Annotated in this window: 22 protein-coding genes; 3 read left to right on the top strand and 19 right to left on the bottom strand. The window is 63.5% G+C overall.

The window, feature by feature from the left end; genetic code table 11:
- Nucleotides 1–12 precede the first annotated feature (12 nt).
- From WN982_RS08170 to rpsB, 16 genes are all read right to left on the bottom strand, one after another.
- Nucleotides 13–795, bottom strand: coding sequence for an RNA methyltransferase (locus WN982_RS08170; protein WP_341315218.1), 783 nt, complete (start codon nucleotides 793–795; stop codon nucleotides 13–15).
- A gap of 57 nt (nucleotides 796–852) precedes the next feature.
- Nucleotides 853–1,611, bottom strand: coding sequence for a ribonuclease HII (gene rnhB, locus WN982_RS08165; protein WP_341315217.1), 759 nt, complete (start codon nucleotides 1,609–1,611; stop codon nucleotides 853–855).
- On the bottom strand, nucleotides 1,608–2,777 hold the full coding sequence (gene lpxB, locus WN982_RS08160) for a lipid-A-disaccharide synthase (RefSeq protein WP_341315216.1): 1,170 nt from the start codon (nucleotides 2,775–2,777) through the stop codon (nucleotides 1,608–1,610). The genes rnhB and lpxB overlap by 4 nt, the downstream gene beginning before the upstream one ends.
- A gap of 3 nt (nucleotides 2,778–2,780) precedes the next feature.
- Entirely contained in the window at nucleotides 2,781–3,569 is a 789-nt protein-coding gene (gene lpxA, locus WN982_RS08155; RefSeq protein ID WP_341315215.1) for an acyl-ACP--UDP-N-acetylglucosamine O-acyltransferase, read from the bottom strand.
- 91 nt (nucleotides 3,570–3,660) lie between these two features.
- Nucleotides 3,661–4,125 (bottom strand): 3-hydroxyacyl-ACP dehydratase FabZ, encoded by a 465-nt coding sequence (gene fabZ / locus WN982_RS08150; protein ID WP_341315214.1) that lies wholly within the window; start codon nucleotides 4,123–4,125, stop codon nucleotides 3,661–3,663.
- Between the two features lie 207 nt (nucleotides 4,126–4,332).
- Nucleotides 4,333–5,436 carry a UDP-3-O-(3-hydroxymyristoyl)glucosamine N-acyltransferase gene (gene lpxD / locus WN982_RS08145; RefSeq protein ID WP_341315213.1) on the bottom strand — a complete coding sequence of 368 codons (1,104 nt, stop codon included), beginning with the start codon at nucleotides 5,434–5,436 and terminating at the stop codon, nucleotides 4,333–4,335.
- A gap of 73 nt (nucleotides 5,437–5,509) precedes the next feature.
- Nucleotides 5,510–6,031, bottom strand: coding sequence for an OmpH family outer membrane protein (locus WN982_RS08140; protein ID WP_341315743.1), 522 nt, complete (start codon nucleotides 6,029–6,031; stop codon nucleotides 5,510–5,512).
- 77 nt (nucleotides 6,032–6,108) lie between these two features.
- Complete coding sequence (bamA, locus tag WN982_RS08135; protein ID WP_341315212.1) at nucleotides 6,109–8,412, bottom strand: outer membrane protein assembly factor BamA; 2,304 nt, start codon at nucleotides 8,410–8,412, stop codon at nucleotides 6,109–6,111.
- A gap of 67 nt (nucleotides 8,413–8,479) precedes the next feature.
- Complete coding sequence (rseP, locus tag WN982_RS08130; RefSeq protein WP_341315211.1) at nucleotides 8,480–9,880, bottom strand: RIP metalloprotease RseP; 1,401 nt, start codon at nucleotides 9,878–9,880, stop codon at nucleotides 8,480–8,482.
- 7 nt (nucleotides 9,881–9,887) lie between these two features.
- The gene (locus WN982_RS08125) at nucleotides 9,888–11,093 is read right to left on the bottom strand and encodes a 1-deoxy-D-xylulose-5-phosphate reductoisomerase (RefSeq protein ID WP_341315210.1); all 1,206 of its coding nucleotides are present in this window, start codon (nucleotides 11,091–11,093) and stop codon (nucleotides 9,888–9,890) included.
- A 10-nt stretch (nucleotides 11,094–11,103) separates the two neighbouring features.
- Nucleotides 11,104–11,925, bottom strand: coding sequence for a phosphatidate cytidylyltransferase (locus tag WN982_RS08120; protein WP_341315209.1), 822 nt, complete (start codon nucleotides 11,923–11,925; stop codon nucleotides 11,104–11,106).
- Nucleotides 11,919–12,701 carry a polyprenyl diphosphate synthase gene (uppS, locus tag WN982_RS08115; RefSeq protein WP_341315208.1) on the bottom strand — a complete coding sequence of 261 codons (783 nt, stop codon included), beginning with the start codon at nucleotides 12,699–12,701 and terminating at the stop codon, nucleotides 11,919–11,921. Before uppS ends, WN982_RS08120 begins: the two co-directional genes overlap by 7 nt.
- A gap of 172 nt (nucleotides 12,702–12,873) precedes the next feature.
- Entirely contained in the window at nucleotides 12,874–13,434 is a 561-nt protein-coding gene (frr, locus tag WN982_RS08110) for a ribosome recycling factor (protein ID WP_012433445.1), read from the bottom strand.
- 100 nt (nucleotides 13,435–13,534) lie between these two features.
- Nucleotides 13,535–14,248, bottom strand: a complete 714-nt coding sequence (pyrH, locus tag WN982_RS08105; protein WP_054926390.1) for a UMP kinase — start codon at nucleotides 14,246–14,248, stop codon at nucleotides 13,535–13,537.
- 206 nt (nucleotides 14,249–14,454) lie between these two features.
- Nucleotides 14,455–15,336: a translation elongation factor Ts gene (gene tsf, locus WN982_RS08100; protein WP_341315207.1), complete on the bottom strand. Its 882-nt coding sequence runs from the start codon at nucleotides 15,334–15,336 to the stop codon at nucleotides 14,455–14,457.
- A 193-nt stretch (nucleotides 15,337–15,529) separates the two neighbouring features.
- Entirely contained in the window at nucleotides 15,530–16,282 is a 753-nt protein-coding gene (gene rpsB / locus WN982_RS08095) for a 30S ribosomal protein S2 (protein ID WP_341315206.1), read from the bottom strand.
- Nucleotides 16,283–16,778: 496 nt separating this feature from the next.
- Between rpsB and map the strand changes: the two genes are divergently transcribed.
- From map to WN982_RS08080, 3 genes are read left to right on the top strand one after another with little or no spacing between them, the layout of a single operon-like run.
- A complete protein-coding gene (map, locus tag WN982_RS08090) occupies nucleotides 16,779–17,588 on the top strand; it encodes a type I methionyl aminopeptidase (protein WP_341315205.1) in 810 nt (269 codons plus the stop codon).
- A gap of 31 nt (nucleotides 17,589–17,619) precedes the next feature.
- A complete protein-coding gene (locus WN982_RS08085; RefSeq protein WP_341315204.1) occupies nucleotides 17,620–20,199 on the top strand; it encodes a [protein-PII] uridylyltransferase in 2,580 nt (859 codons plus the stop codon).
- A 6-nt stretch (nucleotides 20,200–20,205) separates the two neighbouring features.
- Nucleotides 20,206–22,263, top strand: coding sequence for a pseudouridine synthase (locus WN982_RS08080; RefSeq protein ID WP_341315203.1), 2,058 nt, complete (start codon nucleotides 20,206–20,208; stop codon nucleotides 22,261–22,263).
- 107 nt (nucleotides 22,264–22,370) lie between these two features.
- Here WN982_RS08080 and def read toward each other — a convergent pair whose 3' ends face one another.
- The 3 genes from def to WN982_RS08065 form a co-directional block, all read right to left on the bottom strand.
- On the bottom strand, nucleotides 22,371–22,904 hold the full coding sequence (gene def, locus WN982_RS08075; RefSeq protein WP_341315202.1) for a peptide deformylase: 534 nt from the start codon (nucleotides 22,902–22,904) through the stop codon (nucleotides 22,371–22,373).
- Nucleotides 22,901–24,967: an NAD-dependent DNA ligase LigA gene (gene ligA, locus WN982_RS08070; protein ID WP_341315201.1), complete on the bottom strand. Its 2,067-nt coding sequence runs from the start codon at nucleotides 24,965–24,967 to the stop codon at nucleotides 22,901–22,903. The genes def and ligA overlap by 4 nt, the downstream gene beginning before the upstream one ends.
- Before the next feature lie 188 nt (nucleotides 24,968–25,155).
- Nucleotides 25,156–26,427 carry a cell division protein ZipA C-terminal FtsZ-binding domain-containing protein gene (locus WN982_RS08065; protein WP_341315200.1) on the bottom strand — a complete coding sequence of 424 codons (1,272 nt, stop codon included), beginning with the start codon at nucleotides 26,425–26,427 and terminating at the stop codon, nucleotides 25,156–25,158.
- Between the last annotated feature and the right edge of the window lie 17 nt (nucleotides 26,428–26,444).

The raw sequence follows: 26,444 nt of genomic DNA, 5'->3' as shown, positions 1-26,444 counted from the left end.
GTGGCGCTGACCTCACGCGCGGCGTTGCTGGCGGCACTGCTCGAACACGCAGACAGCCGCCGCCGCTGCCACATTCAGCGATTCCATGCCGCCCGGCTGCGGAATCGTCACCCGCAACGCGACCGCATCGCGCCACGTCTGCGACACCCCCGCCCCTTCGTTACCAAACACCCACGCCAACGGTCCGCTCAGATCGCAGTCGTAGAGCGCCTCGGCGCCATGCGAATCCGTGATGACGACCGGCACCGCAAGTCGCTCGATCAGCGCCTGCGCTTCGACGTCCTCATGAATCTGCAGCAGGAAATGCGCGCCCATGCCCGAGCGCAACACCTTCGATGACCACGCGTACGCCGTGCCCGGCGCGCAAAACACCTGTTGAATACCCGCGGCCGCCGCGCTGCGCAGAATCGAGCCGACGTTGCCGGCGTCCTGCACGCCATCGAGTACGAGGCAGGTTTGCGTCACCTGATCCGGCAACGGCGTGTCGAGCTTTTCGACCAGCAGCAAGATCCCCACGCCGTGCACCACATTCGACAACTGACCGAACAATGCATCCGGCAGCGTGATGATCCGATTCTCGTCGATGCGCGACACGATTGCCTGCGCTTCGTCGTGACGTAACGCGCCGTCCGTGACGATGCACATTTCCGGCTGCCCGGCGACGTCGAGATACGCGCTCGCGAGATGGAAGCCTTCGAGCAACGCATGACCGCTGCGACGCTGCTGATGCGTCGAGCCGGCCAATGCCTTGAGGCGCTTATAGAGCGGATTGTCCCGCGAGGTGATGGCTTTCACAGGCAGCGAAGACAGTGAGAATGGGGAAAGAGTTGGCGACGCGCGAGGCAACGGCGCTCAGGCGCCGGTGCATTCGCCGAAAGCGTCGTCGTCGAGCATGGTGTCGTTGATCCTGCCCGGCACGACGATGACGTCGCCCGAGCGCTGCGGGACGCCCGCGCCGAATCGCAAATACGCTTCCCGCACCGGCGCAAACGATCGCCGATGATGCTCGCACGGTCCATGCTCGCGCAGCGCCGCGAGATGCTGCGGTGTGCCGTAGCCGGAGTGTGCGTCAAAGCCGTAGACGGGATAGGTCTGATGCAGTTCGAGCAGCATCCGGTCGCGCGTGACTTTCGCGAGGATCGACGCCGCCGAAATGGATTTGACCAGCGCATCGCCACCGATGATCGCCTCACTGCGAATGCTCAGCGTCGGGCAACGATTGCCGTCGATTTTCACGAGCGTCGGCACCACCGACAAACCTTCGACCGCGCGCTTCATCGCCAGCATCGTGGCGTGCAGGATGTTCAGCCTATCGATTTCCTCGACGCTTGCGGACGCGATGCAGTACGCGAGCGCCCGGTCGACAATCTTGTCGTACAGTTTGTCGCGCCTTTTGGCGGTAAGCGCTTTCGAATCGTCGAGCCCGCGAATCATCGGCCTGGACGGATCGAAAATCACCGCAGCCGCGACAACCGGACCGGCCAACGGGCCGCGTCCTGCTTCGTCGACGCCGCAGATGATCTCATCCGGCGTTTCGAAGTCCAAGCCGGCCTGCTCCGCCGCCCCGGCGACGGTCGCAGCTTTACGGCGTGGTGCGCGTGCCGAGGTCACGGCCGCGCCTTGCGCGTTTCGATGACGCTCGCCACGACTTCCGCCGCACGCTGCGCGGTGTTCTGCTTCAGCACGTGATGCATCTCCGTGAAGATTTCCGTCAGCGTGCGCCGGTTGGCCTCGTCGCGCAACTGCTTCAGCGTGGCCTCGGCGAGCGCCTGGGGCGTAGCGAAATGCTGGAGAATTTCCGGCACCACGAAACGCCCGGCCAGAATATTCGGCAAGCCGACGTACGGCAGATAGCCTTGCCGGCGCATGATCTGGCCGGTCAGCCAGGGCACCTTGTACGAGATCACCATCGGCTTTTTCAGCAGCGCGGCTTCCAGTGTCACGGTGCCGCTCTTGACGAGGATCGCGTCCGCAGCGGTCATCGCGAGTTGCGACTGGCCGTCGGTAATCGTCAGTGCGAGACCGGGGTGCGCATCGACCAGCGGCCGCAGCATCTCGCGCAGTGCGGGCGTCGCCGCCGGCATCACGAAACGCAAACCGGGTTCCTGGTGCTGCATCATCTCCATCGCGGCGAAGAACGTCGGACCGATCAGATCGATTTCCGAGCGCCGGCTACCCGGCAGCACCGCGATGATGGGACCGCTTTCCGGCAGGCCGAGCGTGCGGCGTGCGCCGAGCGTATCCGGTTCGAACGGAATTTCATCCGCCAGCGGGTGGCCCACGTACGATGCCGCGACGCCCGCCTTTTCCAGCAGCGCCGTTTCGAACGGGAACACGCACAGCATATGATCGACCGCTTTGGCAATCTTCTTGATCCGGCCGCCGCGCCAGGCCCAGATCGACGGGCAGACGAAGTGAACGGTCGGAATGCCCGCATCGCGCAGCGGGTGTTCGAGGCCAAAGTTGAAATCGGGTGCATCCACGCCCACGAACACTGACGGCGGCTCAGCCAGCAGTTGGCGCTTCAGTTCGTTGCGGATGCCGAGAATTTCGGGGATGTGCCGCAGTGCTTCGACATAGCCGCGCACCGTCAGCTTCTCCATTGGCCAATGCGCGTCGAAACCCGTGGCGATCATGCGCGGACCGCCGATCCCATAGTAATGGGTGGCGGCAGGCAGACGGCTCGCGAGGCCGTCGAGGAGCGACGCCGCCAGCAGGTCGCCGGACGGCTCGCCGGCCACCATCGCGACGCGCAGCGGACTCGGTTGCAATGCCATCGGTTAGCGGATGATGCCGCGCTGCGACGCTTCGACGAACGCGAGCAGCGTTTGCACCGGCGCATCGCCATCGCCACCCGCGGATGCGAGTTCGCACAACTGCAGCTTCGCTTCTTCCAGCGACAAGCCGTTCTTGTAGAGCAGCCGGTACGCCGAACGCAGCGCCGAGATCGCGTCCGGCGAGAAGCCGCGGCGGCGCAAACCTTCGACGTTGATGCCGTGCGGTTCGGCCTTGTTGCCGGCCGCGATCACGAACGGCGGAATGTCCTGCACCAGCGCCGACGCACCGCCGAGCATGGAGTGCGCACCGATGCGTACGAACTGATGCACACCCGACATGCCGCCAATAATCGCGTGGTCGCCGATCGTCACGTGGCCGGCCATCTGCGCATTGCTCGACAGAATGACGTTGCTGCCGACGTGGCAGTCGTGACCGATGTGCACGTACGCCATGATCCAGTTGTCGTCGCCCAGCGTGGTGACGCCCGCGTCCTGCACCGTGCCGGTGTGGATCGTGGTGAATTCACGGATCGTATTGCGGTTGCCGATCACGAGCCGGGTCGGCTCGTCCTTGTACTTCATGTCCTGCGGACGGCCGCCGACCGATGCGTAGTGGCCGATCCGGTTGTCTTCGCCGAGAGTCGTGTGACCTTCGACCACGCTGTGCGAACCGACCGTGGTCCGTGCGCCGATCGTCACATGTGCGCCGATCACGGCATACGGTCCGATTTCGACGGATTCGTCGAGTTGCGCGCCCGGTTCGACGATCGCAGTGGGATGAATCCTGCTCATGCGTCCTCGCTTCTGATTCTGTTGCGTTGTCTGGATGGGCTTGGGCGGGCTTGCAGGGCTCACGAAAAGCCGCTGACTGCCCGACGCTAAATTAAGCGTCGCTGTCCGTGTGCCGCACCGCGCACATCAGGTCGGCTTCCGCCGCCACGGCGCCATCCACCTCGGCGCGCGCCTTGAACTTCCAGATGCCGCGCATATGACGCTCGAATGTGCAGTTCAGGATCAGCTGATCGCCCGGTTCGACCACGCGCTTGAAGCGTGCGTTGTCAATGCCCACGAACAGATACAGCGTGTTCGACGGATCGCTCGGCTCTTCCGAAAACGTCAGCAACGCTGCCGTTTGCGCGAGCGCCTCGAGAATCAGCACGCCGGGCATTACCGGACGGGTCGGAAAGTGACCCTGGAAATACGGCTCATTGATCGACACGTTCTTCAACGCTTTGATGCTCTTGTGCGGTTCAAGTTCGAGCACCCGATCAACCAGCAGGATCGGGTAACGATGAGGCAGCAGCGTGAGAATCTTATGAATGTCGAGATTGATTTTTTCGGTGCTCATGGTGTTTCTGCTCACGCATTGACTGCGCGATGATGACTGCGGATGCTGGTGCAGGTGGGTTGGTAACGCGTGCTGCCGCCGCTTGCCGTGACCCGGCGGCCATGCCACCTGGTCACGGCAACCGACTTGCTTCCTGATGCTTGCCCGCCATTTTACGCGGTGCCGGCAGGTTGCCCTGCGGGTTATTCTGCGAGTTGCTCTGATATCTCAGGCTTTATCGCCCGCGGAATTGCTCGCCGCCTTGACCGATCCATCGGTCGCGGCGGCCGCTTCGAGTGCCTTGATACGGCCACGCAGTTTGTCGATGTTACGCAGCAAAGCGGCGCTCTTGTTCCAGTCCGCATGGTTCACGGCCGGGAAAGCGCTGGTATACAGGCCTGGCTTCAACAGCGACTTCGAGACGCCCGACTTCGCCGTGACGATCACATAGTCGGCCAGCGTGACATGCCCGGCGATGCCGACCGCGCCGCCGATCATGCAATGGCGGCCGATGGTCGTGCTCCCGGCGATACCCGCGCAACCGGCGATCACCGTGTAGGCACCGACCTTGCAGTTGTGGCCGATCTGTACGAGGTTGTCGATCTTCACGCACTCTTCGATGATCGTGTCGGCCATGGCGCCGCGATCGATCGTTGTGTTCGCGCCGATTTCCACGTCCGCCGCGATCGACACGCCGCCGACCTGTGGAATCTTCACCCAGCTGCCGGTACGCGCATCGCCGTCGCCGACGAAGTCCGGCGCGAAGCCGAAACCGTCCGAACCGATCACCGCGCCCGCGTGCACGATCACGCGCTCGCCGAGCTTGCAGCCGTGGTACACCGCAACATTCGGATACAGATGGGAACCCGCGCCGATCTGTGTGCCGCGGCCGATAAACACGCTCGCGTCCAGCCGCACGTTCTCGCCGATCACCGCGCCCGCCTCGACTGTGACGTGCGGGCCGATCACTGCGCTCGCGGCAATCTGCGCCGACGGATCGACCGCCGCGCTGGCATGCACGCCGGGCACTGCCTTCGGCGCGGCCAGGTCGATGAAGGTTTGCGCGACGCGCGCGAAGTAAGCGTACGGATTCGGCGTGACGATGAAGTTACGACCGTTGCGGGAGGCGAGCCTGGCGAGGTCGTCGGCATTGATCAATACCGCGCCCGCACGGGTCGTCTCGACCTGCGACAGGTACTTCGGATTGGCGAGGAACGCCAGCTGGTTCGGGCCTGCCTGGTCGAGCGGCGCCAGACTGCCGACGCGCTGCGAACCGTCTCCGACTACTTCACCGCCGAACCGCTGGACGATGTCCTCGAGCGTAAATGCCATGCGTATCCTGTCTCTTGCTGTTCAGTCCAACTTGTCAGTTCCGCGGCCCGGTTCCACGGCCCGCTCTTCGCGTTCAGTTGCCCGACGCCGCCAGCGCCTTGAGGACCTGATCGGTAATATCGATGCGCGGGCTCACGTACACCGCTTCCTGAACGATCAGGTCGTAGTGCTGCGCCTCGGCGATCTGCTTGATCACCTTGTTGGCACGGTCGAGCACCGCCGCCAGCTCCTCATTGCGGCGCTGGTTCAGGTCTTCGCGGAACTCGCGTTGCTTGCGCTGGAAGTCGGTATCCAGCTGCGACAGATCGCGCTGCTTCTGTGCGCGATCGGCGGCCGACATCGACGCGCCGTTCTTGTCGAGCGAATCGGACATCGACTTCAGCTTCTGCGCCATGTCGGCCAGATCCTTGTCACGCTTGGCGAACTCGGCCTCGAGCTTGACCTGCGCGGCCTTCGCGGCAGCCGATTCGCGCAGGATACGGTCCGAATTCACCGCAGCGATCCTGGCTTCCTGCGCATGCGCTACGCCGACACCCAAGGTCATTGCCAGCGCCAGCGCGCACGCCACACGTTTCGAAAACATACCGGTTCGCAAAGTCATCCTCTCGATACTGTAGTTTGGCCGGGCCCGCCGCCGGGAGCCGCCCGTCGCCGGGGTCGCCCGCCGCCGGATCAGAATGCCGTCCCGATCTGGAACTGGAATTTCTGATACTGGTCGCCGGTGTGCTTCGTGAGCGGGAAGCCCAGGCTGAGCTTGAGCGGGCCGATCGGCGAGATCCACGCCAGACCGACACCGTAGCCGTAACGCAGGCCGTTCGCGCCGATGCTGTTACCTTCCGTACCCCACACGTTACCGCCATCGAGGAACGTGAAGACGCGCAGCGTGCGGTCATAGCCCGTGCCCGGCAGCGGGAACGTCAATTCGATGTTACCCACCAGCAGCTTCGAGCCGCCGATCGGGTCGTTCGTCTTCGCGTCGCGCGGGCCCAGCGAGCTCGGCTCGTAGCCCCGCACCGAACCGATACCGCCCGCGTAGTAGTTCTTGAAAATCGGGTATGGCTTGCCGCCGAGGCCGTTACCATAACCGCCCTGGAAGTTGAAGCCCAGCACGAAACCGCGCGAAAAGGAGTAATAGTACTGCGCGTTGATGTCGGCCTTGTAGTACTGCGTGCCGCCGATCGGCGTGCCGTATTCGGCGTTCGCCTGCGTGAAGTAACCGCGGCTCGGCACCAGCGCGCTGTCACGCGCGTCGCGCGACCAGCCCACTGTAATCGGCACGTTGGTTGACCGGCGGCCGAACTGGTTCACGTAATCGATGTAACTCTGCGGCGTGTTCGCGTCGATATCCAGCTGGTTCTGCTCGAGGCCCGCGCCGAAGTAGACCGTGTCGACTTCGGAGAACGGAATGCCGAACTTCAGGTCGCCGCCGATCGTGACGATCTTGAAGCTCGAATCCGTCGAGTAGTACAGCGGCTGGTACGTACGGTAGTAGACGTCGGTAATCCGCTTGATGCCGTCGACCGTGAAGTACGGGTCGACCTGCGTCACCGTCAACGTACGGTAGGTCTTGGCGGTATTCACGTTCACGGAGAGACTCGTACCCGAACCGAATACGTTGTCTTGCGACACGCCCGCGGACAGCACCACCTTGTCGGTCGACGAGAAGCCCGCACCCAGCGTGATTGCGCCGGTCGGCTTTTCGGCCACCTTGACGTCCACATCGACCTGGTCAGGCGTGCCTTCGACAGGCGTCGTGGTCACGTCGACATCCGTGAAGTAGCCCAGACGGTTGATCCGGTCTTTCGACAGCGCGAGGCGGTTCGAGTCGAACCACGAGCTTTCGAGCTGGCGCATTTCGCGGCGCACCACTTCGTCACGCGTACGCGTGTTGCCGACCACATTGATGCGGCGCACGTACACGCGGCGGCTCGGGTCCACTTGCAGCGTCAGGTCGACCTTATGGTGTTCCTGATCGATCTGCGGCTGCGCGTTGACGGTGGCGAATGCATAGCCATACTCGCCGAGCTTGTCGACGATCGCCTTGGTGGTGGCTTGCAGCTTTTCAGCCGAGAAGCGGTCACCCGGTTTGATCTTGATGAGCTTGTTCAGCTCCGGCTCGCGGTCGAGCAGATTACCCGCCAGCTTGATACTCGAAATCGTGTACGGCTCGCCTTCATGCAGCGTGACCGTGAGATACATGTCCTTCTTGTCCGGCGTAATCGACACCTGGGTCGACTCGATGTTGAACTCGAGGTACCCGCGATTCAGGTAATACGAGCGGACATTTTCAAGGTCGCCGGTCAGCTTGTCTTTCGCGTACAGGTCGTTCTTCGTGTACCACGAGAACCAGTTCGGCGTGGACAGTTGCATTTCGTCGCGCAGCGTGCCGGTGCTGAACGCCTTGTTGCCGATGAAGTTGATCTGGCGGATCTTCGCGCTCGGGCCTTCAGCCACCGAGAACAGCACCGACACGCGGTTGCGGTCGATCGGTGTGATCGTGGTGGTGACTTCAGCGGCGTAGTAGCCACGCGTCAGATACTGGCGCTTCAATTCCTGCTCGGCCTTGTCGACCAGCGCCTTGTCGTAGTAACGGCCTTGCGACAAACCGACCGCGCGCAGCGCCTTGGTCAGGTTTTCCTTGTCGAATTCGTGAATACCGGCAAAGTCGATCGTGCCAATGGCCGGGCGTTCCAGCACCTGCACGATGACCACGTTGCCTTCGGTCGCGATCTTGACGTCGTTGAAGAAGCCGGTGGCATACAGCGCGCGAATGGCTTCGGAAGCCTTGTCGTCGCTAAAGGTATCGCCTTGCTTGATGGGCAGGTACGCGAACACGGTACCGGGTTCGACGCGTTGCAATCCCTCGATCCGGATGTCTTGCACCACGAAGGGCGTCGTTGCGTGAGCAACCAGCCCATGCGCGGCGAATGCCGCGGCTATAACCGTCTTTGGAACAAAGCGATGAGGTTTAAACAACGTGCTTCCCCAGTGTGTATAGCTGCATCAGGTCAGACGGTCGCCATCGTGAGCGCCGCCAGACACTTTAAAAATGGATTAAACGAGCCAGATCGTTGAACAGCGCGATCGCCGACAACGCGACGATGCAGGCGAGACCCGCCCTCTGAAAAACGAGTTGCCAGCGATCGGAGACAACTTTGCCGGTTACAGCTTCAACCAAATAATATAACAGATGACCCCCGTCCAATACCGGAATTGGTAACAGGTTCAGTACACCGAGGCTAATACTGACAAGGGCCAGGAACGACAGGAATGCAGAAGGACCTAGACGTGCGCTCTTTCCTGCATAGTCGGCGATCGTCACGGGGCCGGAAAGATTCTTCAGCGAAGCCTCGCCGACGATCATCCGGCCGAACATGCGTACCGAATAAACAGCGAGATCCCATGTACGGCGCGCGCCCAATTGCAGACTTTCGATCGGCCCATAGCGCACGTCGATCGACGGAACCTGGGTCGCCAGTTCCGCGCCAATGCGGCCGATCTGCTGGCCCGTCGCGTCGTCACGCTGCGTCTGCGGGACGATCCGAACGTCTTCGAGCCTACCCACGGCTTGCGCGCCCGGCGCGCCTTGCACGCCACGCTCCACTTGCAGCGTAAACGGCTTGCCGGCGTGCGATTTTACGTACGCGATGAATGCCGTGGCGTTGTCGGTGGGTATGCCGTCGACTGCGAGCAAACGGTCACCGGCTACAAGGCCTGCCTTTTGTGCCGCGCTGCCCGGCTGCACGCCCGCAACCGTCAACTTGCCGCCCCCCGGCTCGAAGCCGAGATGCGACATAAAGTCGTCGTCGACATCTTTCTCGGTGATGCCGCGCAGATCGAGCTGGAAATCCGAGGTGCCGTGGGCATCCTTCGCGCTCAGTACGATCCGCCTGTGATCGAATGCCGCGCCCAACAGCTTCCAGCGCAAGTCGGACCATGAACGCACCGGCTCCGATTCGCTAGCGTTCTCGGCACGCGCCGCGACAATGGTCTCGCCGCCGTCGAAGCCCGCCAATGCCGCCGGCGTATTCGGCGTGGGCGCCGCGACCACGGCCGCCGGTTCCGTCACGCCGGTGGCGAACACGAGGGCAAACAGCACGATCGCCAGCAGGAAGTTGGCTACGGGCCCGGCCACGACAATCGCGAAACGGCGCCACACGGACTGCCGGTTGAACGCATACGGCAACGCTTCAGCGGAAATCGGCGTACCGGTCTCGCGCTCGTCGAGCATCTTCACATAGCCGCCGAGCGGCAACGCGGCGATGATCCATTCGGTGCCCGTCTTCGGACTCACCCATTGGAACAGCGGCTTGCCGAAGCCGATCGAAAAGCGCAGCACCCGCACGCCGCACAGGCGCGCAACGCTGTAGTGGCCGTACTCGTGGACGACCACGAGTACGCCGATCGCGACCGCGAAGGCAAGCAGTTCGATCAGCAGATTCATAAGCGCCTCACTGAACGGCGCGTTCCGCTCGACGAGCGTCGTCCGGCAGACGCGCGATGAATTCGGCTGCGGCGCGACGCGCAGCGGCGTCGGCCTCGATCACGTCTTCGAGCACGTGCGCGCTACGGTTCGGTAACGCGTTGAGCACCGCGTCGACCACCTGGGCAATCGCCATGAAACCGATCTGACGCGACAGGAAGGCTTCAACAGCGATTTCGTTCGCGGCATTCAGGGCCGCGCTCGCGACCCCACCCTCGGCCAGCGCCTTCATGGCGAGCGCGAGACACGGGAAGCGCGTGTAGTCAGGCTTTTCGAACGACAGCAACGCGATCTCCGCCAGATCGAGTTGCGCGACGCCCGAATCGACGCGCTCCGGAAACGCCAGCGCATGCGCGATCGGCGTGCGCATGTCGGGGTTGCCGAGTTGTGCGAGCACCGAGCCGTCGGCGTAGGAGACCAGTGAGTGAATCACGCTCTGCGGATGGATCAGCACCTCGATGCGCTCGCCCGGCAAGCCGAACAGCCAGTGCGCTTCGATGACCTCGAGCCCCTTGTTCATCATCGTGGCTGAGTCGACCGAAATCTTGCGGCCCATGACCCAGTTCGGATGCTTGCAGGCTTCTTCCGGCGTGACGTCGGCGAGCGTGGCTGGTTCGCGGGTGCGGAACGGACCGCCCGAAGCGGTCAGGATGATCTTCGACACACCGCCATGCAACGCGGCTTCGCGCGGCAGGCATTGGAAAATCGCGTTGTGTTCGCTGTCCACCGGCAGCAGCACCGCGCCGTTATCGCGCACCGCGTCCATGAAGATCGCGCCGGACATCACCAGCGCTTCCTTGTTGGCGAGCAGAATGCGCTTGCCGGCGCGCGCGGCGGCAAGGCTCGGCGCAAGGCCGGCCGCGCCGACGATCGCCGCCACCACCGTATCGCAGCCGTCGCTCTTCGACACGTCGACGAGTGCTTGCGGCCCGTAGGTGACTTCGGTCTTGCAACCCGCGTCAAGCAGCTTCGCCGCGACGCGCGCAGCAGTATCGGCATCGCCGACTACCGCGACCTCGGGCTGAAAGCGCAGGCATTGTTCGACGAGCTTGTCGCCGTTGCGATGCGCGGAGAGCGCGTAAACCGAAAAGCGCTCGGGATGACGCGCGACGACGTCGAGCGTACTGTCTCCAATCGAGCCCGTGGAACCGAGCAATGTCAGACGTTTTTGCATATCTCTTTCTCTAGCCGAGCAACAGCATGGCAAGCGGCAGCACCGGCAATAATGCGTCGATGCGGTCGAGCACGCCGCCGTGTCCCGGCAGCAGGCCGCTTGAATCCTTGACTCCGGCCTGGCGTTTCAACATCGATTCGAACAGGTCGCCCACCACGCTGAATGCCACCAGCACGGTCAGTGCGAGCAGCGTGCGCACAGCGCCCAATTGCGCCAGCAGCGCAGAATACAGGGTCGGCTCGAACGCATGCAAAAAGACCGCCGCCGCCGCGACGATCATCACCACCAGCCAGCCGCCGATCGCGCCCTCCCAAGTCTTACCCGGGCTGATGGCAGGCGCCAGCTTGTGTTTTCCGAAGGCTTTTCCTGAGAAGTATGCGCCGATATCGGCAAGCCATACCAATAGCAGCAACGACAGCACGAACGGCACGCCCTTCATGCGCGCGGCGACGAGAGCATGCCAGCACGCGACGAATACCACAATGCCGGCAAGGAACAGAAAGGTGCGCCACGCGCCTTGCGCCAGCGCTGGCTTGCGCAGCAGCACGAACGGCCCTGCGATCACCCAGAAGATGGCAGCCGCCTGAAACAGCGGCCGCGGCTCTTCGACGCCGGTGCCGAGGCGTGTGCTCGCGACCAGCGCCACCGCGGCGATCAGCGCATAAATGACGGGCCCCGCGCCGCCGAGCTTCAGCAGACGGGCCCATTCCCACGCGGCAAACACGACCACGAAAGCGATCAGCGCGCCGAACGCGCCCACCGGCGCGAACAACGTGACCGGCAAGAACACCGCCAGCAGGATGATCGCCGTGATGACACGGGTTTTTAGCATGGAAGCGAATCGACGTTTTGCGATTGCGGCTCGAGTTGAGCGCTGGTGCGGCCGAAGCGGCGTTCACGCTCCGCGTACGAAGCGATCGCGTGGCCGAGGGCATCGGCGTCGAAATCCGGCCAGAAGGTGTCGGTGAAGTAGAACTCGGTGTATGCGAGCTGCCACAGCAGAAAATTGCTGACGCGGCGCTCGCCGCCGGTGCGGATGAAGAGGTCCGGCTCAGGCGCATAGGCCATCGACAGGTGTTCGGCGAACGATTCCTCGTTGACCTCGACTGCCTGGCCCGCCAGCGCCGATTGCTCGGCCAGCTTGCGGGTGGCCTGCATGATGTCCCAGCGGCCGCCGTAATTGGCGGCGATGGTCAACGTGAGACGGGTATTGCGCGCGGTTTTGGTTTCCGCGCGCCTGATCAGATCGCGGATGCGCGTGTCGAACTTCGACAGATCGCCGACTACCCGCAAACGGATGCCGTTCGCGTGCAGTTTGCCGATTTCGCGTTCGAGCGCTGTGACGAACAGGCGCATCAGGAACGACACTTCGTCGGTCGGACGGCGCCAGTTTTCCGAGCTGAACGCGAATAGCGTCAGATATTCGACGCCTTGCCGTGCGCACGCCTCGACGGCCGCGCGCACCGCGTCGACGCCGCGTGTATGGCCGGCCACGCGCGGCAGGCGCCGCTGGGTTGCCCAACGGCCGTTGCCGTCCATGATGATCGCGATATGTCGCGGCACCGCGGCGACATCAGGCACGCGCACGGTTGAGCTGGTATAGGTCATGGCCGTTGGGACAGTGACTGCAAATAAAGAAGTGAAAACCCTGAAAGTACTGAGTGTGCCCCCAAACCTGGCGCTTCGCGCCAAGCCCCCCGAGGGGGCAATCCCCCAAGGGGACTTCCTTCGGGGCGGAAAACTTGGGGCGGCCCGGCGTTTTCCTGGGAGCCGAGCGGCCTCAGACCGTCATGATCTCGGCTTCTTTGGTCACCACAAGTTTGTCGATTTCAGCGACGAACTTGTCCGTCAGCTTCTGAACGTCGTCACCGGCACGACGCTCGTCGTCTTCTGAAATTTCTTTGTCTTTCACGAGCTTTTTCAGTTGCTCGTTTGCGTCACGGCGCAGATTGCGCACTGCCACCTTGGCCGTTTCCGCTTCGCTCTTGACCACTTTGGTCAGTTCGCGGCGGCGCTCTTCGGTCAGCGCGGGCATCGGCACGCGGATCACGTCGCCCTGGGTGGCCGGATTCAGACCGAGGTCCGACTCGCGGATCGCCTTTTCGACGACCTGGACCATCTTCTTTTCCCACGGCTGCACGCCGATCGTGCGTGCGTCGATCAGCGTCAGGTTCGCAACCTGCGAAATCGGCACCGGCGAACCATAGTAATCGCACTGGATGTGATCGAGTAGACCGGTGTGCGCACGGCCCGTACGGATCTTCGACAAGTCGTTCTTGAACGCGTCGATCGAGCGCTGCATCTTTTGTTCAGCGCCCTTCCTGATATCAGCCACAGACATTTTTAAACCTCCGAACCTTCAAAACGGAGCGAGCCGGCCAGCGCGCGCCAAAGGCGGCGACCTGGGCTCGCGTCAAAGCCCACGTTATGTGAACGAGAGTTTACACGTGGACGAGGGTGCCCTCGTCCTCGCCTAGTACGATGCGCTTGAGCGCGCCCGGCTTGACGATCGAAAACACCCGGATCGGCAACTTCTGGTCACGGCACAGCGCGAACGCCGTGGCGTCCATCACCTGCAGATTGCGGCCGATCGCTTCGTCGAAGCTGATCGTGGTGTAACGGGTCGCGCTCGGGTCCTTCTTGGGGTCGGCCGAATAGACGCCGTCCACCTTGGTGGCTTTCAGCACGACTTCCGCGCCGACTTCCGAGCCGCGCAGCGCGGCAGCGGTGTCGGTGGTGAAGAACGGGTTGCCGGTGCCGGCCGCGAAAATCACGACTTTGCCTTCTTCGAGCTGGCGAATCGCGCGCGGGCGGATATACGGCTCAACCACCTGGTCCATGCGCAGCGCGGATTGCACGCGCGCTTCGATGCCGGCGTGGCGCATTGCGTCCTGCAGCGCCAGCGCGTTCATCATCGTGGCCAGCATACCCATGTAGTCAGCCGTGGCGCGATCCATACCGGCCGCGCCGCCCGCGACGCCGCGGAAAATATTGCCGCCGCCGATCACCACGGCCAACTGCGTGCCGAGCCGGACCACTTCGGCTACGTCCGCTACCATTCGTTCGATGGTTGCACGATTGATGCCGAAGGCATCGTCGCCCATCAGGGCTTCGCCGGAGAGTTTGAGCAGGACGCGTTTATAGGCAGTGGGCATAGGGATATCCGATCGCGCAGAATAGGACAACAACGTGGAACTGTAGGGGTGAAATGCTGATTCGGGCAAGCGTCGCCAAATTGACGAACCCTGAGGTTCGCCAGCGGCGGCTGCGCGGCGAGGGTCAACCCGCGCGTAGCCTTGCGGCGCTGCCGACCGCGGCAAAGTCTTGCTCCGCCGCGGATCCAACGGTACTGCGGTGAGGCTTATTGTTGCTTTGCAGCAGCGACTTGAGCGGCCACTTCAGCTGCGAAGTCGTCCTGCTTCTTCTCAATGCCTTCGCCGACCACGAAAAGCGCGAACTTCTGTACGCTCGAGTTGCCGGCCTTCAGCATCTGTTCGATCGTCTGCTTGTCGTTCTTAACGAACGTCTGGTTCAGTAGCGACACTTCTTTCAGGTACTTCTGCACGCTGCCGTCGACCATCTTGGCGACGATTTCAGCCGGCTTGCCCGATTCGGCGGCCTTCTGTTCAGCAATGCTGCGTTCCTTGGCGATCAGATCCGCCGGGACGTCGTCCGATGACAGCGAGACCGGCTTCATTGCGGCGATGTGCATTGCCACGTCCTTGCCAATCTGCTCGTCCGCGCCGGTGTACTCGACCAGCACGCCGATACGCGTGCCGTGCAGGTACGCTGCCAGCTTGTTCGAGGTTTCGAAACGCACGAAACGGCGGATCGACAGGTTTTCACCGATCTTGCCTACCAGCGCCAGACGCACTGCGTCGACCGTCGAGCCGTCCAGCGGCAGCGCCGACAGAGCAGCGACATCAGCCGGGTTTTGCGTAGCGACCAGTTCGGCGATCGTCTTCGAGAAAGCCAGGAAGTCGTCGTTCTTCGAAACGAAGTCGGTTTCGCAGTTCAGTTCGACCAGCGAACCAGCGTTGCCGCCGATGAACGATGCGACCACGCCTTCAGCCGTCACGCGCGACGCTGCCTTGCTGGCCTTGTTGCCCAGTTTCACGCGCAGCAGCTCTTCGGCACGCGCCATGTCGCCGTCGGCTTCCGTCAGCGCCTTCTTGCATTCCATCATCGGCGCGTCGGTCTTCGCGCGCAGTTCTGCAACCATGCTTGCGGTAATTGCCGCCATCATTTGCTCCTTGAGTTCCGTCTGTCACACGCCGCCCGGACTTCGATACCGGCGGCAAGAATTCGTTTCAGCGTTGCGCATATTTTTTACGAGCAACGCTGCGGGCACCGTTCGCGACACCCCACTACAGTGTCACGGCTTAAAAAAAGGGGGCCTGTAGAAAGCCCCCTTTTTTGCCGGACACGGGGCAGCTTTACGCTTCCCCGTTGACCTCGACGAACTCGTCGCCGTCGCCGCCACGGGCAGCTTGCACCACTTCGTTGACCGCGTTCGCACGGCCTTCGAGGATCGCGTCAGCCACGCCAGCCGTGTACAGAGCGACAGCCTTGCTGGCGTCGTCGTTACCCGGGATCACGTAGTCGATGCCTTCCGGCGAGTGGTTCGTGTCGACCACGGCGATGACCGGCACGCCGAGCTTGTTAGCTTCGGTGACGGCAATCTTGTGGTAGCCGACGTCGACCACGAAGATCGCGTCCGGAATACCGCCCATGTCCTTCACGCCGCCGATCGATTTTTGCAGCTTGAGCATTTCGCGCTCGAACAGCAGCGCTTCTTTCTTGCTCATGCGCTCGGTTTCGCCTGCTTCCAGCGCCGCTTCCATGTCCTTCAGGCGCTTGATCGATACTTTCAGCGTCTTGAAGTTGGTCAGCATGCCGCCGAGCCAGCGTGCGTTGACGTACGGCATGCCAGCGCGTTGCGCCTCTTCAGCGATCGTGTCGCGCGATTGACGCTTCGTGCCGACGAACAGGATCGTGCCGCGATTCGCTGCCAGTTGACGCGCGTACTTCAGCGCGTCGTTGTACATCGGCAGCGTCTTTTCGAGGTTGATGATGTGAATCTTGTTGCGATGACCGAAAATGAAGGGAGCCATCTTCGGGTTCCAGAAGCGCGTTTGGTGACCGAAGTGGACACCGGCTTCCAGCATTTGACGCATGGTAACTGCCATGAAATTCTCCGCGAGGGTTGGGTCTTAAGCCGGCTGCCGTATCGGCCGCATCCGCCTACCTGGCTGAATGCGACGGACACCCTGGGTGCGCCGGCTTGCGAGTCTGCTACCTTGGTACTGCTTTCGCTCGTGGCGCAGGCAACTATCGCCATGAGCGGCCTCCCCTTCTCTCACACTGCATAGCTTACATATTGCAAGCGAGAACAAAGATCGACTTAGCCAGAGATTATAGCACGTGACTATCGGCCGACTCAACCCGCGCGGTAGCTCCCGTTTGCCGCGGCCGGGTTGCGCCTGTCCTATTGCCGCCGGCGCCAACACGATTGAAGACCCGCTTCGGCCCGCGTCCACACAAACCAGCTTCGCCGCCGCACCCGAGGCACCAGAAACAGGCCGGGAACACAGCAGTAAAGCACGCCGACGCTATCGCAAAAGCCTGCGGCGGCCGGAATATGGTGCGATAATCCCGCAATAAATCGCATTTCAGGCCCGACTCATGGCTATTACCATCAAAAACGAACACGATATCGCGCAAATGCGCGTCGCCTGCAAGCTCGCAAGCGAAGTGCTCGACTACATCACGCCGTTCGTCACGGCCGGCATCACGACCGGGGAACTCGACCGGCTGTGCCACGAATACATGCTTAAGGAACAAGGCACGATTCCGGCGCCGCTGAATTACCAGCCGCCCGGCTACCCGCCCTATCCGAAAGCGACCTGCATCTCGGTCAACGACGTGATCTGTCACGGCATTCCGGGCGACAAGACGCTGAAGAACGGCGATGCGCTGAACATCGACGTCACCGTGATCAAAGAAGGCTATTTCGGCGACACCAGCCGGATGTTCATCGTCGGCGAAGGGTCGATCATGGCCAAGCGCCTCGTGCAGACCACCTTCGAATGCATGTGGCTCGGCATCAATCAGGTGCGCCCGGGCGCCCATCTGGGCGACATCGGCTACGCGATCCAGAAGCATGCCGAAGCGCAGGGCTACAGCGTGGTGCGAGAATACTGCGGCCACGGCATCGGCACGGTGTTCCACGAAGATCCGCAGATTCTGCACTACGGCCGTCCGGGCACGGGGCTCGAACTGGAGACGGGCATGATCTTCACGATCGAGCCGATGATCAACGCCGGCCGTCGCGACATTCGCACCATGCCGGACCAGTGGACCGTCAAGACCAAGGACCGCAGCCTGTCGGCGCAGTGGGAACACACGATTCTCGTCACGGAAACCGGCTATGACGTGCTGACCGTCTCCGCCGGCACACCCGCGCGTCCGCCGGTCGCGGCCGCGACGGCCTGACCGCTTTGCGCCCCCACTCGCCCGCCTGCCAATGAGTAGTGTTCCAGCCGTCGCCCCATCCCATGCCACGTCGCTCAAGGCGGACTACAAAGTGGCCAAAGCCCAGTTGCTGGAACGTTTCAAAACGGCCACCAACGTCGATGCGCTGATGGCGGCTCTCGCGCGCGCCACCGACGAGTCCCTGCGCGCCGCCTGGAACACCTGCGAACTGCCGTCCGAGCTGGCGCTGCTGGCGGTCGGCGGCTATGGGCGGGGCGAGCTCGCGCCGCATTCGGACATCGACATCCTGGTGCTGCTGCCGGACGCGCCGATCGCGCATCTCGAAGCGCGCATCGAACGCTTCATCAGCCTCGCGTGGGATCTGGGGCTGGAACTCGGCAGCAGCGTGCGCAGCGTATCACAGTGCCTCGAAGAAGCCGCCAACGACGTCACCGTACGCACGTCGCTGCTCGAAGCGCGGCGCATCACCGGTAGCGCCCCGCTGTTCGACGACTTCGCGCAGCGTTACCGCGAAGCGCTCGACCCGCGCGCATTTTTCCAGGCGAAAGTGCTGGAAATGCGCCAGCGGCACGCCAAATTTCAGGACACGCCGTACGCGCTCGAGCCGAACATCAAGGAAAGCCCGGGCGGCTTGCGCGACCTGCAACTGATTCTGTGGATCACCCAGGCGGCCGGTTTCGGCAGCAGTTGGCGCGAACTCGAAGCGCGCGGCCTGATTACCGAGCGCGAAGCGCGCGAACTGCGCCGCAACGAGGGCTTCCTGAAAGCGCTGCGCGCCCGGCTGCATGTGATCGCGGGCCGCCGCCAGGACATTCTGGTGTTCGATCTGCAAACGCCGGTGGCCGAGAGCTTCGGCTACAAGCCGACCGCCACCAAGCGCGCCAGCGAACAGCTGATGCGCCGCTACTACTGGTCGGCCAAAGCCGTCACGCAGCTCGCGACGATCCTGATCCAGAACATCGAAGCGCAACTCTTCCCCAGCACGAGCGGCATTACGCGCGTGCTGTCGGATCGCTTTGTCGAGAAGCAAGGCATGCTGGAAATCGCCAGCGACGACGTGTTCGAACGCGAACCGAATGCGATTCTCGAAGCATTCCTGCTGTACGAACAGACGCCGGGCGTGAAAGGCTTGTCGGCGCGCACGCTGCGCGCGATCTACAACGCCCGCGAAGTGATGGATCAGCACTGGCGGCGCGACCCGGAAAACCGGCGCCTGTTCATGGATATCCTCAAGCAGCCGGCAGGTATCACGCACGCGCTACGGCTGATGAACCAGACTAGCGTGCTCGGGCGCTATCTGCTGAATTTCCGGCGCATCGTCGGACAGATGCAGCACGACCTGTATCACGTGTACACGGTCGACCAGCACATCCTGATGGTGCTACGCAATCTGCGCCGTTTCGCGGTGGCCGAGCATGCGCACGAATATCCGTTCTGCAGCCAGTTGATCGCCAACCTCGACCGGCCGTGGGTGTTGTACGTGGCGGCGCTGTTTCACGATATCGCCAAGGGCCGCGGCGGCGACCACTCGGTGCTCGGCATGGCCGACGCGCGGCGCTTTTGCCGCAATCACGGCATCGAAGGTGATGACGGCGAACTGGTCGTCTGGCTGGTCCAGCAGCATCTGACCATGAGCCAGGTCGCGCAGAAGCAGGACACGAGCGACCCCGAGGTAATCAAGCGGTTTGCCGAAGTGGTCGGCACCGAGCGGCGCCTGACGGCGCTTTACCTGCTGACCGTCGCCGACATTCGCGGCACCAGCCCGAAAGTCTGGAATACCTGGAAAGCCAAGCTGCTCGAAGATCTCTATCGAGCGACGCTGGCGGTGCTCGGCGGCGCACGGCCCGACGCGCATTCGGAGCTCAAGTCCCGCCAGGAAGAGGCACTCGCGCTGCTGCGCCTCGAAACCGTGCCGGAAGGTGCGCAAACGGCGCTGTGGGACAAGCTGGACATCGGCTATTTCCTGCGCCACGACGCAGCGGATATCGCCTGGCAAACCCGTGTGCTGTACCGCCATGTCGAAACCACGGCGCCAATCGTGCGCGCCCGGCCGGCGCCGATCGGCGAAGCGCTCCAGGTGCTGGTTTACGTGAAAGACCAGCCCGATCTGTTCGCCGGCATTTGTGCGTATTTCGACCGCAACGGCCTGTCGGTGCTCGATGCGCGGGTCAGTACGACCCGTCACGGGTACGCGCTCGATAATTTCCTCGTCGCGCATACCGAAGAAGACGTGCATTATCGCGATATTGCCAATCTGGTAGAACAGGAACTGGCCGCACGCCTGACTGGCAACGGCACCCTGCTCCCGGGGCCGTCGAAAGGCCGTCTGTCGCGGCTGTCGCGGACCTTCCCTGTTACGCCGCGCGTCGATCTCCGGGCCGACGAGCGCGGCCAATATTACATCCTGTCCGTGTCTGCGAACGACCGGCCAGGCCTTCTTTATTCGATCGCGCGCGTGCTGGCCGAGCACCGGGTCGGCGTCTCTTCGGCGCGGATCAATACGCTCGGCGAACGCGTCGAAGACGTGTTCCTGCTGGATGGGCACGGTCTGTCGGACAACCGCCTGCAAATTCAGGTTGAGACCGAGCTGCTGCGCGCGATTGCAGTGTGAGATTTCATGCGAGTCAAATTAACAGCCAAGCACCCGCGGCCGGCTTCGTCCGAACGCGCTCCTGTCCGTACCGGAAGCACATCGGCGCGTAAGCCGACGCGCCCGGCCGGACCCAAGCCGTCGACGCCGGGGTTTAGCGGGGCGCGGGGCCAAGGCGCTGGCGCAACGGCGGGTGGCGGCAAGCGGCCGGCTGGCAAGCCACCGGGTGCCGGCGCGCGTCCGGCACGGGCAGAAGGGTCGTTCTCGCGTGAGCGGGATGCGGGTGGCCCTGGCGCTGCGCGCCGGCCGACGTCGGATCGGCCGCCGCGGCGTGAGGGTGCGCCTGGTGCGCCGCGCCGGGCTGAAGGTGAGCGTGGTGAACGGGCGCCGCGGCGGTTTGAAGGCGGCGCTGAGCGTAGCGAACGCGCCCCACGCCGGTTTGAAGGGAGTGCCGATCGTAGCGAACGTGCACCTCGTCGGTTTGAAGGCAGCGCGGATCGCAGTGAACGCGCTCCGCGACGCACAGAGGGTGAGCGCGGCGAACGCGCCCCGCGCCGCGCTGAAGGCGAGCGCGGCCAAGGCGCGCCACGCCGGTTCGAAGGCAGCGGCGATCGTAGCGAACGGGCGCCGCGGCGTTTCGAAGGAAGTACGGACCGCGGCGAACGCGTCCCTCGTCGCACCGACAGCGAGCGTTCTGAGCGCGCCCCGCGCCGCTTCGAAAGCAGTGCGGACCGTAGCGAACGTGCCCCGCGCAGTTACGAAGGCAGCCGTGCGCCGCGTCGTGACGAGGGCGAGCGCCGCTCGTTCAGTGGTACTCGCCCGGGCGCAGGCCGTCCGCCGGAAGGCGGACCGCGCCGTGAGCGCGATGCGTCCGATCGGCCGCGCTTTAGCAGCGACCGCGGCGCCCCGCAAGAGCGCCGCACCGGCGAGCGCCCGCCGCGCAGCGACAGCACGCCGCGCCGTTTCGACGACAAGCGTGGCGCTTCGGACCGTGGCGAACGCACCTTCTCGAAACCCGTCAAAAGCGGCTATGGCGACCGTGCAGACCGTCCGGCCCGCGCGCCACGTGACGACCGTGGCGACCGGGCACCCGCAAAACGCGAATTCGGCGACCGGCCGCCGCGTGCCGAACGCGGCGAACGCACGGAACGTAGCGACCGCCCGGCACGCAGCTTCGACAAACCGCTGCCGGCTGCTGCGCGCCGCTTCGGCGACAACGATCGCCCGGCACACGCCGACAAGCCGCGCGGACCGTCGCACTCAGCCAAAGCCGAACGTGACACCGATGCCGCCCCGCGCACGCCGCGTCGCGATTACGAAGACGCGCCAGGCACCCTCCGTCTGTCGAAGCTGATGTCCGAACTCGGCCTGTGCTCGCGCCGCGAAGCCGACGAATGGATTGAAAAAGGCTGGGTGCTGGTCGACGGCGAACGGATCGACACGCTTGGCACCAAGGTGCGTCCGGATCAGCGTATCGAGATCGACCCCGCCGCCGAGGCCGCGCAAGCGAGCCAGGTGACAATCCTGATCCATAAGACCATTGGCTTCGTGTCAGGCCAGGCGGAAGACGGTTATCAGCCGGCCATCACGCTGGTCACGCCGGAAAACCGCTGGGAAGGCGACCGCTCGGACATTCGTTTTTCCGTTGCGCATCTGCGCCAACTCGCGCCGGCCGGACGTCTGGACATCGATTCGACGGGCTTGCTGGTGCTGACGCAGGACGGCCGCATCGCCAAGCAGCTGATCGGCGGCCATTCGGAGATCGACAAGGAGTATCTGGTGCGCGTGTCGTACGGCGAGCACACCACCGACGTCGAAAGTCACTTCCCGCCTGAAAGCCTCGCGCTGCTGCGCCACGGCCTGTCGCTCGACGACGTGCCGCTGAAGCCGGCAATGGTCAGCTGGCAGAACGGCGAGCAGTTGCGTTTCGTGCTGCGCGAAGGCAAGAAGCGCCAGATTCGTCGGATGTGCGAGCTGGTCGGCCTCGAAGTGGTCGGTCTGAAGCGCGTGCGGATGGGTCGTGTGCTGCTGGGCGCGTTGCCGCCGGGGCAATGGCGCTACCTGTCGCCGGACGAGTCGTTTTGACGCCAGGCGCTTGAGGTACACCCAATAAAAAACCCCCACGCAAAAGCGTGGGTTTTTTATTCTCCAGCGGCAGCGATGAACGAACTGCCACCGGACAAAAGGCGGTATCAATCGTCGCTACCCGGGTCCAGATCCGGAAACAGAACTTCCGTGAAGCCGAACTGCGAGAAATCGGTAATCCGCATCGGATACAGCTTGCCGATCAGGTGGTCGCACTCGTGCTGCACGACGCGCGCGTGGAAGCCTTCAGCGACGCGATCGATCGGTTTCCCGTACTGATCGAAGCCGTGATACCGGATCATCGAAAACCGGCTGACCGCGCCTCGCAGTCCCGGCACAGACAGACAGCCTTCCCAGCCCTCTTCCATATCCAGTGACACGGGCGTGATGGTCGGATTGATCAGCACCGTCTCCGGCACCGGCGGCGCGTCCGGATAGCGTTCGTTGTGCCCGAAGCCGAAGATCACCACCTGCAGATCGACGCCGACCTGCGGCGCGGCGAGGCCTGCGCCGTTGGCGTCGTGCATCGTCTCGAACATATCCTTCACGAGTTCATGCAATTCGGGCGTGTCGAAGTGATCGACCGGATTGGCAATACGCAAAAGGCGCGGATCGCCCATCTTGAGAATTTCGCGGATCATAACTGCCCCTCCAGGAGCTTACGCATACCATCTTCGTCGAGTACGGGGATGCCGAGTTCCTCCGCCTTCGCCAACTTGCTGCCGGCTTCGGCGCCGGCCACCACGTAATCGGTTTTCTTCGACACCGAACCGGCCACCTTCGCGCCGGCCGCTTCGAGCATTTCTTTCGCCTCTTCGCGGGCGAGCGTCGGCAAGGTGCCGGTCAGCACGACCGTCTTACCGGCCAGTATGCCTTGTGGCGCCTTCGGTGCGGGCGGTCCTTCCGTCCAAGCGACCTTGCCGGGCGCACGCAGTTGCTCGATCACCGTACGGTTGTGCTCTTCGGCGAAGAACTGATGAATCGACTCGGCGACCACCGGTCCGACGTCGTTCACCTCCAGCAATGCTTCGACCGATGCATCCATGATCGGATCCAGCGAACCGAAATGCCTGGCCAGATCTTTCGCCGTCGATTCGCCGACGTGGCGGATGCCGAGCGCGTAGATAAAGCGCGCCAGCGTGGTGTGTTTGGCTTTTTCGAGCGAGTCGAGCAGATTCTGCGCGGACTTCTCGGCGAAACGGTCGAGTTCGGCGAGCGTCGCAAAGCCGAGATTGAACAGATCAGCCGGCGTGCGCACCAGGTTCTCATCGACCAGTTGATCGATGATCTTCTCGCCGAGCCCGTCGATATCCAGCGCGCGACGCTGCGCGAAGTGCCACAGCGCCTGCTTGCGCTGCGCGGGACAGAACAGGCCGCCCGTGCAGCGTGCAATCGCCTCGTCCGGCAGCCGTTCGATGCTCGAGCCGCACACCGGACATTGCGTCGGCATGACGAACTCGCGTGCATCGTCCGGGCGGCGCTCGAGCAGCGCGCTCACCACCTCCGGAATCACGTCGCCGGCGCGCCGTACGATCACCGTATCGCCGATGCGAATGTCTTTGCGTCGCACTTCGTCTTCGTTGTGCAGGGTCGCGTTCGTCACCGTCGCGCCGCCGACGAATACCGGCTCGAGCCGCGCGACCGGCGTAATCGCGCCGGTGCGGCCGACCTGCACGTCGATCGCGACGAGTTTAGTGAGCGCTTCCTGTGCGGGGAATTTGTGCGCCAAAGCAAAGCGCGGCGCGCGCGACACGAAGCCGAGCGCGTCCTGCTCATCGCGCCGGTTGACCTTGTAGACCACCCCGTCGATGTCGTACGGCAAGCTATCGCGCTTCTCGCCTACCGCATAAAAAAACCCCAGCAGGCCATCGGCGCCTTGCATCACCGCTCGCTCGCCATTGACCGGCAAGCCGAGTTCCGTGTACCAGTCGAGCAGTTCGCTATGCGTGGCCGGCATTTCGATGCCTTCGAGCACGCCGATTCCATACGCGAAAAACGACAGCGGCCGCTGTGCGGTGATCTTCGAGTCGAGTTGCCGCAGACTGCCTGCCGCGGCATTGCGCGGGTTGGCGAATTCTTTTTGCCCGGCGGCCCGCTGACGTTCGTTCAGACGCTCGAAATCGCGCTTGAACATCAGCACTTCGCCGCGCACGTCGAGCACCTGCGGCACGCGTTTGCCTTTGAGCTTCAGCGGAATGGAGCGGATCGTGCGGACGTTTTCGGTGACGTTCTCGCCGGTGGTGCCGTCGCCGCGCGTGGACGCCTGCACGAAATTGCCGTCGACATAACGCAGCGAAATGGCGAGGCCATCGAACTTCAGCTCGGCTGCGTAATCGACCGGCACCGGCGGCTCGCTCGCGTTCTTGCCGAGCGCGTCGCCCACGCGTTTGTCGAACGCAACGATGTCTTCGTCCGCAAAGCCGTTGTTCAGCGACAGCATCGGCTGGTCGTGCACGACCGGCTCGAAACCGCTCGCCGCCTCGCCGCCCACACGCTGGGTGGGCGAGTCCGGCACGATCAGGTCCGGATGTTCCGTCTCGATCTGTTGCAACTCTTTGAAGAGCCTGTCGTATTCCGCGTCCGGCAAGTCCGGCCGGTCGAGCACGTAGTACGCGTAGTTGGCGCGTTCGAGTTCCGCGCGCAGCCACGCGGCCCGCTCTGCCGGAGCGCTGGTTGCTGGATTTGAGACGGAGGTTCGGGCCATGCTGTCGGAGGGTTCTTCGATGAAATTCAGACAGTGGATTATCGCAGGAAAGCGTGCCCCTTTACATCGGCCGCATGGCCAGTTTCGTGCGTTCACCAATCCTGCAAAGCGCCACGTGAAAGCGCCGCCCGAAAACGCCGACGGCCGCACATCGTGCGGCCGTCGGGAACTACGTAAAAACAGAAACGTTACTGGCTGAAGAGACGCCGCGTGGCGGGCGAACCGGCCGGAATGCCCGCCTGTTCGAGCTTCGCATATAGCGTCATCAACTGCTTTTCGATCGCCAGCAGCGCGGTTTCCGGCAACGGACGCCGTCCGTCGTCGACCACCCGCCCGCCGATGCGCTCGGCCAACGATTTCGCGTAGTCGCACATCAGACGGAACGGCAGGATGTCTTCGTCGGCCACCGGTACGTCGAGCACCAGCGTGATCATCTGGCCGCCCTTGTACGTGAGGTCGTCGCGCAGGAAGTTGGTGTCGCCGAATTGCAGCATGAACACCGGGCTCTGCTTTGTGTCGAGCTTGACGAAGCGCGTGCCGTCGCGCGACAGCAGCAAGCCGTCCTGCGAAGCCACCGCCTGCACGTAGTTGGCCGACCACGGCGCGCCGTCGGAGAGCACGTTGATCGAGAGTTGCGCGTCGCACTGGGCGGCAAAGCCGTCGAGTTCGCGCGCCATCGCGACCGTTTCGAGCATGTCGGGGAATTCTGGCGACGCGTCGAGTGCATCGGCAAACTGCTGGACGCCGGTCACGAACTCCGAAAACTCCAGTTCATTGAGCGCGCCGCTGCGATTGGCCAACTGCGCAGCCGCGCGCAGCTCTTCGTAGCGCGCGCCGTTTTGCAGCAGTTCCCACGCACCGCCTTCGAGTTTGCCCTCGATATGCACCGGCTTGCTGCCGGCGCGGCGCAGACGCTGCGCGAGCGGAATCACCTTGTCGCCGACCACCGGGCCATTCAGGCGAATCGGCACGATGCAGTCGATGCGGCGATCGACAATGGCAGGCGGCGCCGACGAAATCGTCGTGGCGGCGGGCAGGATCGGTTCGTTCCGCTCGTCCGCTTTGGAGGCCTTGCCAGCCTCAGCCGCTTCACCGCTTTCGGCAGCAGCCACACCTTCGGCTTCGGGATAGCCGTTCGGCGTAATCGTCTCGGCCTGGATATCGGCCGGTGTGTCGAGCGGCGCAGCTGTTGCACCGAAGGTCGGCTCGACGCGCGCCGCCGCCGTTTCCGCGACCGCATCGGAACCCACCACCGGCTCGCGGCGCGTGGTCGGACGGGCCGGCTCGATGAACGGGCTCTGTTCCTGCTGATCGTCCCGCGCGATGCTTTCAGCGGCGTCGGCCGGCATCGCCCGCGGCATCTTGCGGCGCACTTTCGCACCCTGCCACGCGTTGTACACGACCACGCCCCCGACCACCACGGCGCCCGCGCCGATCAAACCGAGTGTCAACTCGTCCATGCATGCTCCATCAGCAA

Origin of the sequence: Paraburkholderia sp. IMGN_8 (assembly GCF_038050405.1) — a bacterium.
Classification (GTDB): domain Bacteria; phylum Pseudomonadota; class Gammaproteobacteria; order Burkholderiales; family Burkholderiaceae; genus Paraburkholderia.
The sequence above is the reverse complement of the archived record's forward strand: the minus strand, read 5'-3'. Positions and strand labels throughout refer to the sequence as shown.